This window comes from Pseudoduganella sp. RAF53_2 (assembly GCF_052113985.1).
Classification (GTDB): Bacteria; Pseudomonadota; Gammaproteobacteria; order Burkholderiales; family Burkholderiaceae_D; genus Rugamonas.
The window spans coordinates 1-15,345 of sequence record NZ_JBFRDW010000058.1 but is presented as its reverse complement, the minus strand read 5'-3'; the positions used below and the strand labels follow the sequence as shown (position 1 = coordinate 15,345).

At 63.2% G+C, this 15,345-nt stretch carries 10 protein-coding genes and 1 pseudogene; 3 read left to right on the top strand and 8 right to left on the bottom strand.

Going from position 1 to position 15,345, the window contains the following annotated elements:
• From AB4Z11_RS05810 to prsT (AB4Z11_RS05800), 3 genes are all read right to left on the bottom strand, one after another.
• The coding region (locus AB4Z11_RS05810) for an N-acyl amino acid synthase FeeM domain-containing protein (RefSeq protein ID WP_442023346.1) at positions 1–377 on the bottom strand (377 nt) is incomplete at its 3' end.
• 101 nt (positions 378–478) lie between these two features.
• Positions 479–3,238, bottom strand: coding sequence for an XrtA/PEP-CTERM system TPR-repeat protein PrsT (gene prsT, locus AB4Z11_RS05805; RefSeq protein ID WP_442023345.1), 2,760 nt, complete (start codon positions 3,236–3,238; stop codon positions 479–481).
• 212 nt (positions 3,239–3,450) lie between these two features.
• Entirely contained in the window at positions 3,451–6,210 is a 2,760-nt protein-coding gene (prsT, locus tag AB4Z11_RS05800) for an XrtA/PEP-CTERM system TPR-repeat protein PrsT (protein ID WP_442023343.1), read from the bottom strand.
• Positions 6,211–6,337: 127 nt separating this feature from the next.
• Between prsT (AB4Z11_RS05800) and AB4Z11_RS05795 the strand changes: the two genes are divergently transcribed.
• Complete coding sequence (locus AB4Z11_RS05795) at positions 6,338–6,994, top strand: class I SAM-dependent methyltransferase (protein ID WP_442023341.1); 657 nt, start codon at positions 6,338–6,340, stop codon at positions 6,992–6,994.
• Between the two features lie 2 nt (positions 6,995–6,996).
• On the opposite strand, the gene AB4Z11_RS05790 is transcribed toward AB4Z11_RS05795, so the two are convergent.
• The 5 genes from AB4Z11_RS05790 to AB4Z11_RS05770 are packed head-to-tail and all read right to left on the bottom strand — an operon-like array spanning position 6,997 to position 13,638.
• Positions 6,997–8,001: a glycosyltransferase gene (locus tag AB4Z11_RS05790; protein ID WP_442023340.1), complete on the bottom strand. Its 1,005-nt coding sequence runs from the start codon at positions 7,999–8,001 to the stop codon at positions 6,997–6,999.
• On the bottom strand, positions 7,998–8,960 hold the full coding sequence (locus AB4Z11_RS05785) for a glycosyltransferase family 2 protein (protein ID WP_442023338.1): 963 nt from the start codon (positions 8,958–8,960) through the stop codon (positions 7,998–8,000). The genes AB4Z11_RS05790 and AB4Z11_RS05785 overlap by 4 nt, the downstream gene beginning before the upstream one ends.
• Positions 8,957–10,801 (bottom strand): asparagine synthetase B family protein, encoded by a 1,845-nt coding sequence (locus AB4Z11_RS05780; protein WP_442023336.1) that lies wholly within the window; start codon positions 10,799–10,801, stop codon positions 8,957–8,959. The genes AB4Z11_RS05785 and AB4Z11_RS05780 overlap by 4 nt, the downstream gene beginning before the upstream one ends.
• A 21-nt stretch (positions 10,802–10,822) precedes the next feature.
• Complete coding sequence (locus AB4Z11_RS05775) at positions 10,823–12,058, bottom strand: pyridoxal-dependent decarboxylase, exosortase A system-associated (protein WP_442023334.1); 1,236 nt, start codon at positions 12,056–12,058, stop codon at positions 10,823–10,825.
• Positions 12,055–13,638: an acyl-CoA ligase (AMP-forming), exosortase A system-associated gene (locus AB4Z11_RS05770; protein ID WP_442023348.1), complete on the bottom strand. Its 1,584-nt coding sequence runs from the start codon at positions 13,636–13,638 to the stop codon at positions 12,055–12,057. The genes AB4Z11_RS05775 and AB4Z11_RS05770 overlap by 4 nt, the downstream gene beginning before the upstream one ends.
• A gap of 239 nt (positions 13,639–13,877) precedes the next feature.
• On the opposite strand from AB4Z11_RS05770, the gene AB4Z11_RS05765 reads away from it, so the two are divergent.
• Positions 13,878–15,155: an aminotransferase class I/II-fold pyridoxal phosphate-dependent enzyme gene (locus AB4Z11_RS05765; RefSeq protein ID WP_442023332.1), complete on the top strand. Its 1,278-nt coding sequence runs from the start codon at positions 13,878–13,880 to the stop codon at positions 15,153–15,155.
• Positions 15,152–15,345, top strand: a pseudogene (locus AB4Z11_RS05760) (GNAT family N-acetyltransferase); the annotation flags it as partial. The gene AB4Z11_RS05765 and the pseudogene AB4Z11_RS05760, both read left to right, overlap by 4 nt.

The following is a 15,345-nucleotide window of genomic DNA, read 5'->3' as shown; positions in this document are numbered from 1 at the left end:
CCCTGGGCCCGATAAGCATCGACTTCTTCCTTGAAAATTTCATCGGCCATGATGCCGATCGGAGAATCCAGCCCGAGGGTCAGCGTACCGACGACCTCGCCCTGGTTGCTGGCTGTCAACGTAATGCGATTCGGATCGTCAGTCAGCTTGTGCGTCCCGGCGTAACCACGCCAGGCGTACATTTTGTTGATGAGCAGGCTGGCCTTACTGCGGCCTTCGACTGTATCGATCATGCGTATACCAAAAGATTTCTCATCGGTAACCAGATCTTCCATATTTTCCGGAAGCTGGTCATCCAGTGTGGCGCGCGCATGGGAGTCGCTGGAGGCGTGCCGAACCGGCTCGCCTTCCAGCACAGGGGCGGCATTTCCATTCATGGTTTTATCCTCCTCTTGGCATCTGCAGGCTGTGCGGCAAGCAGATACCAATGGGTACGGCTTGCGGCGCAGACGCCGTACTCATCAACAAAAATCATAGATCATTCGATTTGCTTCAGCAATGCGCGCGCGTCTTCAGCGAGAACAAAATTGTTTCCATTTGCAAGCGCCAGACGTAATTCCTTGCGTGCTTGTGTCTTATCTCCGGCACGATTCAGGCCAAAAGCCAGGTGATAACGGACGTCGCCTGCCTGCGGCACTATATCGCTGGCCTTGCGCAGGACCTGCACGCCACGATCCAGTTTCCCCTGCTCAATCAGCAGCCAGCCCAGAGTGTCCAGGACAGCAGGATCGCTGCCGGCCAGTGTGGCGGCACGCTCGGCGGTATCGAGCGCCCGCGGGTCTTTTACCTGCTGATAAGAATAGGCGAGATTATTCCAGGCAGCAGCATTCATTGGCTGTACTTTAACAGTACTTTCCAATTCTACAATTGCTTCTTTGAATTCTTTTTTGCTGATATGAATTTCCGCAGCATGGAAGGACAATTCCGGATCGTTCGGATGATCCTTGCGCCACTGTGCCAGACGCGCATCGGCTTCCTTGGTCTGGCCGGCGACGCCCATCGCATCGGTCAGCTTGACCAGGATGGCACTGACCGGCGCCAGCTTGAACGCCTGCTCAAACAGCGGCACGGCTTGCACCGCGTGCCGGGAATTCATCTGCAGATCACCCTCGGCGACGAATGCAGCCGGGTTCTTCGGATACTGCTTCTGCAGATTGCGGTAGATCGGCGCAACTTTTGCGATTTCGCCACGCGCCATCGCCAGCTCCGCCTGCATCATCAGGGCCGGATAATAGGTTGGCTCGACGGCGATGGCCTTATCCACCGCACGCTGGGCGGCTGGCAGATTGCGCATCTGCAGATTAATCACCGCCATACGGTATTGCGGCATGCCGAATTTCGGCGCCACGGCAGCCAGCTTGCTCATGGTCTCCAGGGCTTGCGGCAACTGGCCGGTGGCCTGCTCCGCGCCGCTCAGTAAATCCAGCAGCACCGGGTTTTCCGCATTGGTGGTCTGCAGCTTGCGCAGCGTGAGGACCGCTTCGGCCGGTTTGCCATGAATCAGGTCGAAGCGCGCCAGACGCAGGGCCGGCTGCAAAGCCTCCGGCTTGGCCGCCGAGGCCTTGGCGAGCCAGCTGCGGGCCTGGTCCCATTGGCTGCGGTCTTCGGCGAACTGGGCCAGGACCGTCATCACCTCGACATTGTCCTTGTCGGTCGCCAGATAGCCTTCCAGCCGCTTGCTGGCACCATCCAGATTCTTGTCGCGCACATCCAGGCGAGCCAGGTTCAGCAAGGCCGGGAACGAATGCGGATCAGCTTTCAAGGCCTTGTCGAAGCTGGCTTTGGCAGCCGGGTAATCGTGCTTGGCCAGTTCGATGACGCCGCGGGTGTTCAGGATCAGCACATTATCTTTGTGCGATGCATCCAGCGCTTGCACCGCAGCCAGAGCCTTGTCCGGCTGACGCAGGGACAGGCGGGCGCGCGCCAGCGATAACCCGGCCTGCAGGGATTTCGGATCGAGAGCCACGCCGCGTTCCAGTTCGCTGATCGCGCTCGCGCGGTCGCCCATGGCCAGACGCGCCATACCCAGTTCGGTATGCAAACTGGGATTATTGGGATCACGCGTTACGGCCTGCTGCAGGTAGCCCGCCGCCTTGGCAAAGTCCTTCTGCTGAGTCATCGCTTCGCCGGCCAGTTGCAGCACCGCGACGTCGGCCTCCTTGGCGCCCAGGAAGGGACCCAGCGCCATGATGGCTTGCGCCGGATCACCGGCGCGCAGACGAATCGCGGCCAGCAGTTTGCGCGCATACAGGTTGTGGCCGTCACGCTCGACGTAGGAACGGGTATAGGTTTCCGCCTGCTCCAGCGAGCCCAGCTGGAAGTTGGTTGCGCCTGCCAGCAGCATGCCCGGCGGGTGTTCCGGCGCAATCTTCATCAGTATATTCAGGCGGTCACGAGCGGACTTGAAATTGCCCTTGGCAAAATCGACCAGGGCCTGAGCGTAAATCCAGGGCGGGGTTTTGTCCGAGCCCTTGCGTGCGGCATCCAGTTCGGCCTGCGCTGCATCGAGCTTGCCTTCGGACATCTCGACAAAGGCCTTTTGAATGTGGGCGTTCTGATTATCCGGCTGCAGTTTGAGGATGGCCTCGTAGGCTTGGCGCGCTTCGCCCGGCCTGTTCTGGGTCTGCAGCAGCTCGGCGCGCAGATTCAGCGCCAGAACGTTGTTGGCATCCTTGGTCAGCGCTTCCTCGTTCAGGCGGGTCGCTTCCGCGATGTCCTTGTTGAGGGCTGCCTCGCGGGCCAGCCCGGTCAGGGCATCCGCATTGTCGGGGTCGGCTTTCAGGGCCGCCTGGAACTCGGCCTTGGCATCGTCCAGCTTGCGCAGGCCGATCAGGGCATCGCCGCGCATCGCCTGGATGGCGGGCTTGTCCTTGACCTTGGCAGTCTCATCCAGCACCTTCTGGTACTGGCCCTGGTTCATCAGGACCTTCACCAGCAGCGCCAGACTCTCGTCGGGCTTGTATTTCAGCGCCATCGCGCGGCGCACTTCCTTTTCGGCCGCTTGCACATCCCCAAGGGACAGCGAGATATCGGCCAGGAGATAGCGCGCTTCGGCATTATCAGGCTCTTTGTCCAGCAAGTTCTTCAGCTGGATCTGGGCTGCTTTCTTGTCGCCTTTTTGCTGATAGGAACGGGCATCGGCCATGAGGTCCGCAGCCGGTTTCTGGCATCCCGATAGCATGACAGCACTTCCGGCCAGCAATGCAGCCAGCGCCAGTTGATGTACTCGTTGCGCCATGATGAAGCCCGTTTATGTAAAAATTATCAACGTCTCCATGGTGGCACGGCTGCGCCCGGCAAGCAATAGCCAAAGCTTGGCTAGTTGCAAATTTTTCTTTATTATTTCACCAGAACAACAGAATTACGGGCGGCGCCGCGAATGAGGCGGGGACTGCGCCGCCCCAGTTGGGACGGCGCAACGCTAGCAGGCAGAGAGCCTTACAGAAGAGCTTATTCCAGGGTCTTGAGCAGAGCGCGCGCGTCGTCCGCCTGGGCGAACTTGTTGCCTGCCAGCGCCGCTTGCAGTTCCTTGCGCGCCTGGGCCTTGTCGCCTGCCTTGTTCAGGCCCACGGCCAGGTGGTAGCGGATATCGCCTGCGGCCGGCGCCAGTCCGCTGGCCTTGCGGAGCAGTTCCACACCGCGCTCGACTTTGCCCTGCTCCACCAGCATATAACCCAGGGTGTCCATCACCATTGCATTGTCGCCAGCCAGCTTGAGCGCCTGCTCGGCGGTCGGTACGGCACGCGCATCCTTGTTCTGCTGGTAGACCCAGGCCAGGTTGTTCAGGGCCGCCACATTGTTCGGCAGCTTTTTCAGCACGGCTTCCAGCTGGGTGGCGGCTTCCTTGTACTGCTTGGCGGTGATATTGCGCTCGGCGACATACAGGCCGGTGAACGGATCGTCCGGATGGGTCTTACGCCAGTCGGCGATCAGATCGTCCGCTTCCTTGCCCTTGCCGGCCAGGTTCATCGCCGTGGTCAGCTTCAGCAGCACTTGCGGCGTCTTCGCAAATTCCACTGCTTTCTGATACGGCGCGACCGCCTGGGCGGGCTTCTTCTGCAGCATCATCAAATCACCTTCCGCCAGATAACCGGCCGCGGCCTTGGGAAGGCTCTTCTGCACGCTACGCACGATGGTCAGGGCCTTGTCGAAGTCGCCCTTGTTGACGGCCATATCGGCTTGCGCCAGCAGCGCCGGGACGTAGTTCGGATCGATGGACAGGGCCTTTTTCAAATCTTCCGCCGCAGCGGCTTCGTTCTTCAGCTGCAGGTGGACACTGGCCAGACGCAGCTGGGCCAGCGGCGATTTCGGCGCCAAACCGGCAACCTTGCTGGCCGACTCCAGCGCGCCCGATTTGTCACCCGACACCAGCTGTGCGCGGCCCAGCAGATCGAGCAGTGCCGTGTCGGACGCGTTCTCCACCTGCATCTTGCGCAGCAGGGCAATGGCCTTCGGCGCCTCATTAGTCTGCACGTAGTAAGCACTCAGGCGCAACGCAGGCGCCAGCTGGTCCGGCTGGGTGGCCACGGCTTTTTCCAGCCAGCGCGTGGCATCCTCACGCTTGCCGGCCTGATCGGCCAGACGCGCCAGCGCGGTCATCGCTTCCACGCTCTTCGGATCTTTCTTCAGCATGTTTTCCAGATGCTGACGGGCCGCGTCCGGCTTGCCCTCGATGAACTCGAAGCTGGCCAGGGTGGACACGGCCGCAAAGCTGGTCGGGGCCAGCGTCACCGCCTTGGTGAAGGCCGTCCGGGCGCCGGCGAAATCCTTTTTCGCCAGCAGTGCACGGCCGCGCAGCAGCTGTACCTGGGCTTCATTCGGGAATTGCTGCTCCAGCTTGGCCAGGGTGGCGAGCGCCTTGTCCGGATCGCCCAGCTCGATCTGGACCCGTGCCAGCGCGGCCGCCGGACCGACCGATTTCGGGTCCAGCTCCACGGCCTTTTCCAGTTCAGCGACGGCACCCGCGCGRTCGCCTTTCGCCAGCAGGGCTTCGCCCAGGGCCATGCGCAGCGGCGCGCGGTTCGGCATCAGCGGCACTGCCTGGCGGTAGTAAATGATGGCCTGCTCAGGCTGGCGCTGCTGCATGGCGGCTTCACCCGCCAGTTCCAGCACCGAGGCATCCGGCGTTTTCTCTTTCACGGCCGGGCTCAGCACCGCTGCCGCTTCGGCCGGCTCGCCGGTGCGCAGCAGGGTTGCCGCCAGCAGCTTGCGCGCGTAGACGTTGGCCGGCACCGCATCCAGGTATTTGCGCAAGGACAGCTGGGCTTGCTTGTAGCTGCCCAGATGGTAATCCGTGGCGCCCGACAGCAGCACGCTCTGCAAATGGTCAGGCGCGACTTTCAGCACGCCCAGCAGATTGTCGTGAGCCGCTTTGTAGTTGCCGCGGCTGAAGTCCAGCACCGCCTGAATATACAGCACCGAGATATTCTTGCCGCCGCTCTTGCGCGCCGCATCGATCGCGCTCTGGGCCGAATCGTATTTGCCGGCCACGATATCGAGGTAGGCCGATTCCAGATTGGCATTGCGGTTATTGGGGTCCAGCTTCAGCACTTCCTGGAAGGCAGCGCGCGCTTCTTCCGGCTTCTGTTCCGCGCGCAGCAGTTCGCCCTTGAAGGTCCAGGCCGCGACGTTGTGCGCATCCTTGGCGATGGCCTGGTCGGTGAACTGGCGCGCCGCAYCGAAGTCCTGGCTCATGGCGGACAAGCGCGCCAGGCCGGTCAGCGCCTCCGTGCTGTCCGGCGCGGCGGCCAGCGCATCATTGAGTTCCTTGCGCGCTTCGCCCAGCTTGCGCAGGCCCATCAGGGCTTCACCGCGGGCCGCCATCACGGCCGGGGTGCGCTTGGCAAATTCGGTTTCATCCAGCACCTTCTGGAACTCGCCCTCGGCGATCAGAATCTGCGCCAGCAGCTGCGTCGATTCGTCCTGCTGGTATTTGAGGTCGAGCGCGCGGCGCACTTCCTTTTCCGCCGCCTGCAACTCGCCCAGGTCGAAGGACAATTTGGCCAGCAGATAGCGCGCTTCGCCGTTATCGGCATCTTTGGCCAGCGCATTCTTCAGCTGAATCTGGGCGGCTTTCTTGTCGCCTTTGGCCTGGAATTGCTTGGCCTCTGCAACCAGGCTTTCCGGAGTCTCCGACTTGCARCCGGCGATGAGGGTCGCGGAGGCTGCCAGGGATGCAGCCAGGACCAGTGAAGTAATACGTTGCGCCATGGTCAAATTTCTAGAAGAATTGTCATCATTCGCATAGTCGCACGGCTAAGCCTGCGGGGCAATAGCTTGTTGTATGGCTTGCATTTCAGGCAAAATGTCTGCTTCCCCAATCAAGGAGATTTTCCGTATGGTTGCAATTTCCGATTCGCCCTACGGCGATTTCCCCCGCAGTGAAATGCGGCGCTACATCCCGCAGGGCGCCAGCCGCGTGCTGGACGTGGGCTGCAACCGCGGTGCGTTCGGCGCCGGCCTGAAGCAGAACGGCATAGGGGAAGTGTGGGGCTGCGAACTGGACCCGGATGCGGCAGCCGTCGCGGCCACGCGGCTGGACAAGGTCATCGCCGGCCCCTTCGCCGCCGACACGGTGCCCGACCATTATTTCGACGTGGTGGTCTTCAACGATGTGCTGGAACACCTGCCCGACCCGAGCCAGATCCTGCGTGTGGCGCGCGACAAGCTGAAACCCGGCGGCGTGGTGCTGGCTTCCATCCCCAATCTGCGCCACATCGAGAACCTGCTGCACATCATGCGCGACAAGGATTTCCGCTACGAGCCGGCCGGCATTCGCGACAACACCCACCTGCGCTTTTTCACGCTGAAAAGCATTCCGCGCCTGTTCGAACAGGCGGGCTACCAGATCCAGGTGCTGGAAGGGATCAATGAGGAATGGTGGACGCCGTCACTGCTGCGCCGTCTGGCCTTCAAGTTTTTCCCGAGCTATCTGTCGGATACGCGCTTCATCCAATACGCTGTGCGCGCCGTGCCTCTGCCGGCGGCAGCCTAATCTCAAACGCTGCTGGCCCGGCGCCATGCGCGCCGGTGCTGCGGCCGCAACATCCAACCCGCCAGCCGTAATGCCAGACCGGCGCGCCGCTCCAGCTGCGGCCTGCCGGTGCGGCCCGCGAGAAAGTCCTGCACGCCCAGCAAGGCGGCTTCCGCACGTTCCGCATGGCCGCCCGCGCGCAGGCTGTACACGTGGTACAGCGCATAGTCGAGCAGCTTTAGCCACAGCAGGCGCCGCCAGGGTTGCGGCGTGGCGCCGTGCCAGAACAGCAGATAATTGCGGGCCATCAGGTAGAAGTAGTAAGGCGGGCGGTCGGTCTCGCGCTTCGGCATGGCGTGCTGCACGCGCGCGCCGTAAGCGACGGCGCTGCGCCAGCCCGCTCTGGACAGGCGCGCGCCCATTTCATCATCCTCGTAATAGGCGAACATGCGCTCGTCCAGCAATCCCGTGGCCTGCAAGGCTTTGGCGCGCAGCAGGATGGCGGTGCCGGGCACCCACTGCTGCATCGGCATGCGCTCGGCCCATTGGCGTGCCTGTTCCACATTGGCCGGGCGTTTGCTCTGGCGCGCGCCCCAATCGTGGAAAGCGCCACAGTAGTAGATCTTGTCGGGATTATTGAGGTCCGCCAGCAGCGGCGCAGCAGCGCCCACCGTGGGATCGGCATCCATCTCGGCCAGCAGCAAGGCCAGCACATCGTCCTGCGGCACTTTGGCGTCGCTGTTCACCAGCCATGCGAATTCGGCGCCCGCTGCCAGCGCGGCCTGCAGCGCGATATTGTGGCCGCCCGCAAAGCCGTGATTGCGCGCTTCACGGCGCAGGTGCACGGGACGTGTCGCCAGGCCTTGCTCCAGCAGCCTGCCATCCTCGTCGGCCGAACCATTGTCGATCACCCAGATCTCAAGTTCAACCCCGCCGGGTARGCGCTGGCGCAGCAGGCTGTCCACGCATTCCAGCGTGGCTTCCGCGCTGTTCCAGTTCAGGATGCTGGCCAGGACGCGCCGCATCATCGTCCCAGCAGGACCGAGAAGGCCAGCGGCAGGAAATACAGGCCGCTGCGGGCATCGACCTGCACCTGTTTCACCGCCACGTCTCGCCAGGGTTTGCGGTGGCGCAGCCGATGCAGCACATCGGCCACAAAGCTCCTGCGCAGTCCGCGCACCACCTTGCGGTTGGCTTCCGCCTGCTGCGGCGTCAACTTGAACAAGCGCGGTACGGCCTTGCGGTACTTCATTTCATGGTGCAGGCGGATCAGGGAATGTTCCGTGCCCCAGCCGGAACCGGCAAAGATGTTCACGCCGCGGCCGCAGATACATTCGATGGCGGCGGAAAAACAGATGCGCTGCGTGAGCGCGGAGAGATCAAGCCAGAACAGGTAGTCCTCGCCCGCGAAAAAATATTCGGAACGGAAGCGCAGCCTGGGCACCGCGGCATAGCGGTACACCACGGTGGGTGTGCCGATCACATTGCCCAGCAAGACCTGGTCCTGCATGTCGCCCTGGTAGCGGTGCAGCGGCGCATCGGCAAACAGGCGTTCATGCCTGGCCGGATCGAGACGGCCCGCGCGGCCGAAGGCGCCCACCGTCTGGTCGGGCTGGCGGAAATCGGAAAAGTAGAAGTCATAGCCGGCATCCAGTGCGCGCAGGGCGTTGGCCAGATGGTTCGGCGTCCATTCGTCGTCCGAGTCAAGGAAGGCCACGTATTCCGTGCCGGCAGCGACCAGATCGAGGGCCGTATTGCGCGCACCGGCGGGACCGGCATTGGCCTGGCGTACGCTGCGCACGCGCGCTGCTTCATGCGGCGGCAGCTTGGCCAGTTCGTCGGCAGCCGCGACAGGCGAGCTGTCATCCACCACAATGATGTCGAGATCCGGGTCGCCTTCCTGGTTGAACACGGAGCGCAGTGCCTTCAGCAGCAGCCCCGGTTCACGCTGGAAGTAAGGGATGACAACCGCGACCCGGCTGCTCATGCGGTTCTCCCGTGCTGGCGGAACCACTGTTCCAGCATCATCAGCACCCAGACCATGGTGCCGTGATAGCCGGCGTGTTCCTGCAGGTGCTGGCCGACCAGCTGTTCAATGAATTCGCCGCGCACCACTTTGCGCGCCTTCAGATCGGTCAGGCTGTCGGTGGCCAGTTCCTGCAGCGCTTTGTGCTGCTGCAGCCAGACGCCGAACGGCAGGCCGAAGCCATGCTTTTGCTTGGTGATGATGGCGTCCGGCAGGAAACCGCGCAGGGCTTCCTTGAAGAACCAGCGCAGCTGGGTGCCATTCAGTTTCTGCTGCGGCGTCAGCTCGGCGGAGAAAGCCACCATGGCGTCGTTCAGGAAGGGGAACGCCACTTCCACGCCAGCCAGTTCGCAAGCCTTCATCACTTTCGGCAGATCGTTGTCGGCCAGGGTGATTTGCAGATCCAGCGCCAGCATGCGGTTGATCAGGGATTTCGCTTCGCTGCGGCCATAGGTCTTATCCAGGCTGGCGAGCGGCTGGCCGATATCGGCCGCGGCGAGGAATTCGTCGGTGAACACTTGCTGCGGACCGTAGCGGCCCAGCAGGTTGTAAGTCTCCAGGCGTGCCGGCATGGCGATCGAGGCCTGTTCGATATAGCTGCGCGCCTTGCGCAGCAGACGCACGCGTTCACCGCCGGGGRAGTTGAACACGGCCGGTTCCAGCAAGGCCTTGCGGAACAGGCGCGGCACGCGCTCGTACAGTGCGAACACATGCTGCTTGGCGTAGCGCTCGTTGCCGCCGAACAGTTCATCGCCGCCGTCGCCACCGAACATGCGCGTCACGCCGTCGGCGCGCGCCATGCGGGCGCAGTAGAAGGCCGGCACGGCGGAGGCGTTGCCGAATGGCTGGTCAAATACGCCCGCGATTTGCGGAATGGCGGCCACTACGTCATCCGGGGTCACGTAATACTCGTGGTGCGCAGTGCCGAAGTGGCGCGATGCGATGCGCGCGTATTCCATTTCATCGTAGCCCTGGGCTTCGAAGCCGATGGAATAGGTATCGGCAGGCTTGCCGCCCACCTGGGTCAGCATGCCCGCGATAGTGGAGCTGTCGGTCCCGCCGGACAGGAAGGCGCCTACCTTGGCATCGCCCATCGCTTCCTTCACGCTGCTGCGCAGGTGGCCCAGGAAGTCTTCCTTTAGCTCCGCAAAGGAACGCTTGCCGTTTTCCTGGAACTGCATGCGCCAGTAGGGCTTGTTCTCGACGCGGCCCTGGCGGTAATGCAGATACTCGCCCGGCATCAGGCGCTGCTGGTGCTGATACACCGTGCCCGGCGAGGGCACCATGTGGAAGTAGACGTAGTTGTACAGGCCCTGATGATCCAGCGCCGGCGGCGTGCTTGGATGGCGGATCAGTGCATCGGCGGAACTCGCAAATACCAGCGTCTCGCCGGCCAGCTGCCAGGTCAATGGCTGGATGCCCATGCGGTCGGCGGCCAGCATGGCTTCGCCGCTGCGTTCATCGAGGATGGCGACGCTGAAGCCGCCGGTCAGAATCTGCGCCACGGCTTCCGCTTTACCCTGCAGCCAGATCGCAGCCAGGGTGGAGGCCAGCCCCTGCGCGGCGGCGCGTTCCGCCAGCACAGGATCGCTGACACCCGGATGTCCCCACACCGCGACCAGCAAGCCGTCACGCTGATGCACATGGGCGCTACCCGGAGCGGCCGCCACGGCGACTGCACTGCGCGGCGCATGCAGGGCTTGCACAGTGCTGCCGTCAAAGCGCGCCAGCGGTTGCGCCATCGATTCAATCAGGGCCGGTGCATCGCCGCCAAAGCCCATCCATCCACAGATACCGCTCATATCGATTCCTTAACTTGAAGGTCAGACCAGCACTTCAACAACGGAGGGGTGGCTGAGGAAGGCGCCCGGGCTGGCCGTCACGCCATAGGCACCGGACTGCAGCACGACCACCAGATCGCCAACCTCCGCCTGGCCCAGTTCCATCTGGTCACCCAGCAGATCGAGCGGCGTGCACAGAGGGCCGACCACGGAAGCCTGTTCGCGCGGGCCTTCTGCCACTTTGGCGCCAATCACCACCGGATAATTCTTGCGGATCACCTGGCCGAAATTACCCGATGCGGACAAATGATGATGCAGCCCGCCGTCGGTCACCAGGAACACCTGGCCGCGCGAGATCTTGCGGTCCACCACGCGGCACACATAAGCACCTGCTTCGCCCACCAGATAGCGTCCCAGTTCGATCACGATCTGCGCTTCCGCCAGTTGCGGACGTGCTTCATCCAGCAGCCGCTTCAGATTGCTGCCCACGGCTTCCAGATCCAGACGTTCTTCGCCGGGGAAGTAAGGAATGCCGAAGCCGCCGCCGATGTTCAGGATGCGCAGCGGGCGTGATGCGTGCTGCGCCAGGCGGATGGCCAGCGCCAATGTTTTTTCATGCGCTTCCTGCAGGGCCGCTACCTTCAGGTTCTGCGAGCCGCTGAAGATGTGGAAGCCGTAGAAGTCCAGCTCCAGCTCACCGATGCGCTTCAGCATGTCCGGCACACGTTCGGCATCCACGCCAAACTGCTTCGGGCCGCCGCCCATCTTCATGCCGGAGGATTTCAGTTCGAAGTCAGGATTCACGCGCACATTCACCTTGGGCTGAATGCCCAGGCGCTGGCCGATCGCGGCGGCGCGTTCCATCTCGCCTTCCGATTCCAGATTCAGCACGATGCCCGCAGCGATGGCGCAAGACAGTTCCGCCTCGCTCTTGCCCGGACCGGCAAAGCTGATATTGGCCGGGTCCATGGTGGTGTCCAGCGCCACACGCAGTTCGCCGCCGGAAGCGACGTCGATGCCGTCGACCAGCGAAGCCATATGCTGAACCACGGCCGGCATCGGGTTGGCCTTCATGGCGTAGTGCAGGTGGACTTCAGGCGGCAGGCAGCGGCGCAGATAAGCCACGCGCTCCGTCATCGCCTTGCGTTCGTAGACGTAGAACGGGGTCTGGCCGACGCGCTGCGCCAGACGCTCCAGTGGCATGCCGCCGATGTGCAGGCAGTCGCCGCGCACTTCGAACTGAGTCAACGCTGCGTGCTGCGGACGAACAGCGCTCATGCGCCCTCCGCAAACACGTTCTCGTACTGCATCGACAGCAGCTTGCGGTCGATCTTGCCGTTCGGGTTGCGCGGCAGCGCGCCTTCGGCGATCACGATTTTCTGCGGCAGCATATAGGCCGGCAGCTGCGGCTTGAGCGCGGCCAGCAGGTCAGCCGCCGACATGGYGGAGCCTTCGCGCGGCAGCGCAATCACCACAATCGCCTGGCCGAGGGCCGGATGCTTGACGCCGATGGCGGCCGCTTCGGCCACGTGTTCGCGTGCGTACACCACTTCTTCCACTTCGGTCGGCGACACGCGGTAGCCGGAGGTCTTGATCATTTCGTCGTTGCGGCTGATGAAGTAGAGGAAGCCGTCTTCATCCTTGCGCACCGTATCGCCCGACCACACGGCCAGTTCCGGAATCGGCAAGCCGTAATGCAGGGCGCCGATCGGCTTGAAGCGCTCGGCCGTCTTGGCCGGATCGTTCCAGTAGCCCAGCGACACCAGGGCGCCGCGGTGTACCAGCTCGCCCGGCTCGCCCGGCGCACACTCGCTGCCGTCGGGACGCAGCACCATCACTTCCGCATTCGGGATTGCCTTGCCCATGGAATCCGGGCGGCGCTCCAGTTCATCCGGCGGCAGGAAGGTGGAACGGAACGCTTCGGTCAGGCCGTACATCAGGAACGGTTTCGCTTTCGGCAGCGCCTTGCGCAGCGCGTCCAGGGTCGGACGCTGCATGGCGCCGCCGGAGTTGGTCAGATAGCGCAGGGTGCAGTCTTCCGGCCATGGCAGGGGCGCCAGCTGAATCCACAGCGGCGGCACGGCAGCCAGGCCGGTGATTTTTTCGGCCACCACAGCGTTCAGTACGTCGCGCGCCAGCAGATGGTTGATCAGCACCGCCGTCGCGCCCACGCGGAAGGCCGTGGTCAGCTGCGACAGGCCATAGTCGAAGCTCAGGGGCAGCACGGCCAGCAGCCGGTCCTGCGGCGTGTTTTCCAGATAGGTGGATACGCTGACCGCGCCCGCCACCATATTCCGGTGCGACAGCACGACGCCCTTCGGCTTGCCCGTGCTGCCCGAGGTGTACAGGATGGCGGCCATATCGCCGTCGATGGCGCGATGCGGACGCAAGGCGGCGTTGGCTGTTGCCTGGAACTCGTCCCAGCTCAGGATTTCCACGCCATGCAGCGCTGGCAGCTCGCCGCTGCCGGTGGCCACGATCAGGCGCAGGTCGCGGCATTGGGGCAGCGCTTCCTTCAGCAGGCGCAGGCGGTCGGTGGACGTCACCAGCACGCGCACATTGCAGTCGCCCAGGATGTAGGCCACCTGCTCCGGCTTCAGCAGCGGATTGACCGGCACGAAGGCGCCGCCCGCCGCCGCGCCGCCGAACATGGCCGCCACGTTTTCGATATTCTTTTCGAGGTAGACCGCCACGCGCTCACCCCGCTCCAGGCCGGATGCCAGCAGGGCCGAGGCGGTGCTGCGCACCAGTCCGGCCAATTCGCCGTAGTTCAGGCGGCGCTGGCCATAGACCAGCGCTTCGGCGCCGGGGGTTCGCTGTGCCGAATGGAACAGCAAGTCGTGGATCAGGTCACTCATCATGTAAAAGTCCTGCTGAAATTGTGCGGAGCGGCAAAGCCCCGCGCGAATATTAACATTTTACAATCAAAGCAAGCATGAAAGTCTGCTTGAAATTCCACAATTTTCGTATAAAAAACAACAACAATAGTGACTCGGCAGCAACCGATTGCGGTTTTATTAATTCCAGCGTTCCAGCAGGCGGTGCGCGGGTTATACTTTCGATATGCCAATCATGAAACGGCCTTCAGTGAGAGCCCATGGGGAACTTCAGTATTTCAGATGTTAAATCCGGCGAAACCGCCGATCAGGTTCGTTCCGATGGCGGTTTGACGCCCGCAGCGCACGATTATCCGCGCTCGCACCTGCCGATCAGCCCTCCGCTCTCCATGGCTTCCTTCCTGCGCGGCCTGCATGGTCCCGTGCGTTCCATCCTCGACGCCGGACCGCGCCGCTACGTGACCAGCGGCCGCGTGGCGATCGCCCTGGCGCTGCGCGAGGCCGGTGTCGGTCCGGGCGACGCCGTGCTGGTGCCGTCCTACCACTGCGCCTCGATGATCGAGCCGGTGATCTGGGCCGGCGCCACCCCCGTGTTCTACCGCATCCAGCCGAATACCCAGGTCGATCTGGACGACGTGGCCACCAAGCTGGATGGCCGCTGCAAGGTGCTGATGGCCACCAATTATTTCGGCTTCCCGCAGGACCTGAGCGCGCTGCGCGCTTTTTGCGACAGCAAGGGCATTATGCTGCTGGAAGACTGCGCCCACTCCTTCCTCGGTGAACACAAGGGACGCCCGCTCGGCTCCTGGGGCGACTTCGCCATTGCCAGCAGCATGAAATTCTTCCCAATTTACGAGGGCGGCTTGCTGGTGTCGTCGCGCCGCTCGCTGGACAAGGTCAACCCGCAATCGGCTGGCCTGGGTTTTGAAGCCAAGGTCATGGTCAATACCCTGGAAGACGGCTTCTCGCATGGCCGCCTGCGTGTACTGCGCGCGCTGACCTGGGTGCCGATGAAACTGAAGTCCCTGCTGTGGACCCAGATCAAGGCGCACCGCCAGCCGGGCGCGCAGTCGCTGGCGCCGGGATCGTCCGATGGCGGTTTCGGTTTCGACCCGCGCTGGCTGGACAAACGCTCCTCCATGTTTTCGCGCGTCATGCTGCGTGTGGTGTCGCGCAACCGCATGGGCGCCCTGCGCCGCCGCAATTACCTGCGCCTGCAGCAGGCCCTGGCCGACCTGCCAGGCGTGCGTCCGCTGTTCCCGGCGCTGCCGGACAATGTCTACCCCTGGGTCTATCCCATGCTGGTGGATAACCCGCAGGCCGTTTTCCGCGCCCTGAAGATGGACCGGGTGCCGGTGATCCGCTTCGGCGAATTCCTGTGGCCGGGCGTGGATGCCGCGGTATGCCCGAATAGCGTGAACCTGTCGCGCAGTGTGCTCCAGCTGCCATGCCACCAGGAGATGCGCGAAGGCGAAATGGCCTGGATGATCGAAAAAGTGCGCAGCGTGGTTCTGGCGCAGAAAGTGAAGGCTTCATGAGCTGGCGCCTGCTGCCCGCGGCCGATTTTGCCGCCCACGCGGAACAATGGAAGGCCCTGAACGCGGCTACCACCCGCACTCCCTTGCTGGAACCTGATTTCGTCCAGCCGCTGCTGGAATGCTTCGGCACGGGCGAGGAACAGCTGGCCATCTGCGAGCGCCATGGCCGTGTCGTTGCCATGGGCATCGT

Coding starts and splice junctions, on each gene's coding strand:
- AB4Z11_RS05765 (WP_442023332.1), top strand. CDS start 13,878: ATGGGGAACTTCAGTATTTCAGATGTTAAATCCGGCGAAACCGCCGAT.
- AB4Z11_RS05775 (WP_442023334.1), bottom strand. CDS start 12,058: ATGAGCGCTGTTCGTCCGCAGCACGCAGCGTTGACTCAGTTCGAAGTG.
- AB4Z11_RS05785 (WP_442023338.1), bottom strand. CDS start 8,960: ATGAGCAGCCGGGTCGCGGTTGTCATCCCTTACTTCCAGCGTGAACCG.
- AB4Z11_RS05795 (WP_442023341.1), top strand. CDS start 6,338: ATGGTTGCAATTTCCGATTCGCCCTACGGCGATTTCCCCCGCAGTGAA.
- prsT (WP_442023345.1), bottom strand. CDS start 3,238: ATGGCGCAACGAGTACATCAACTGGCGCTGGCTGCATTGCTGGCCGGA.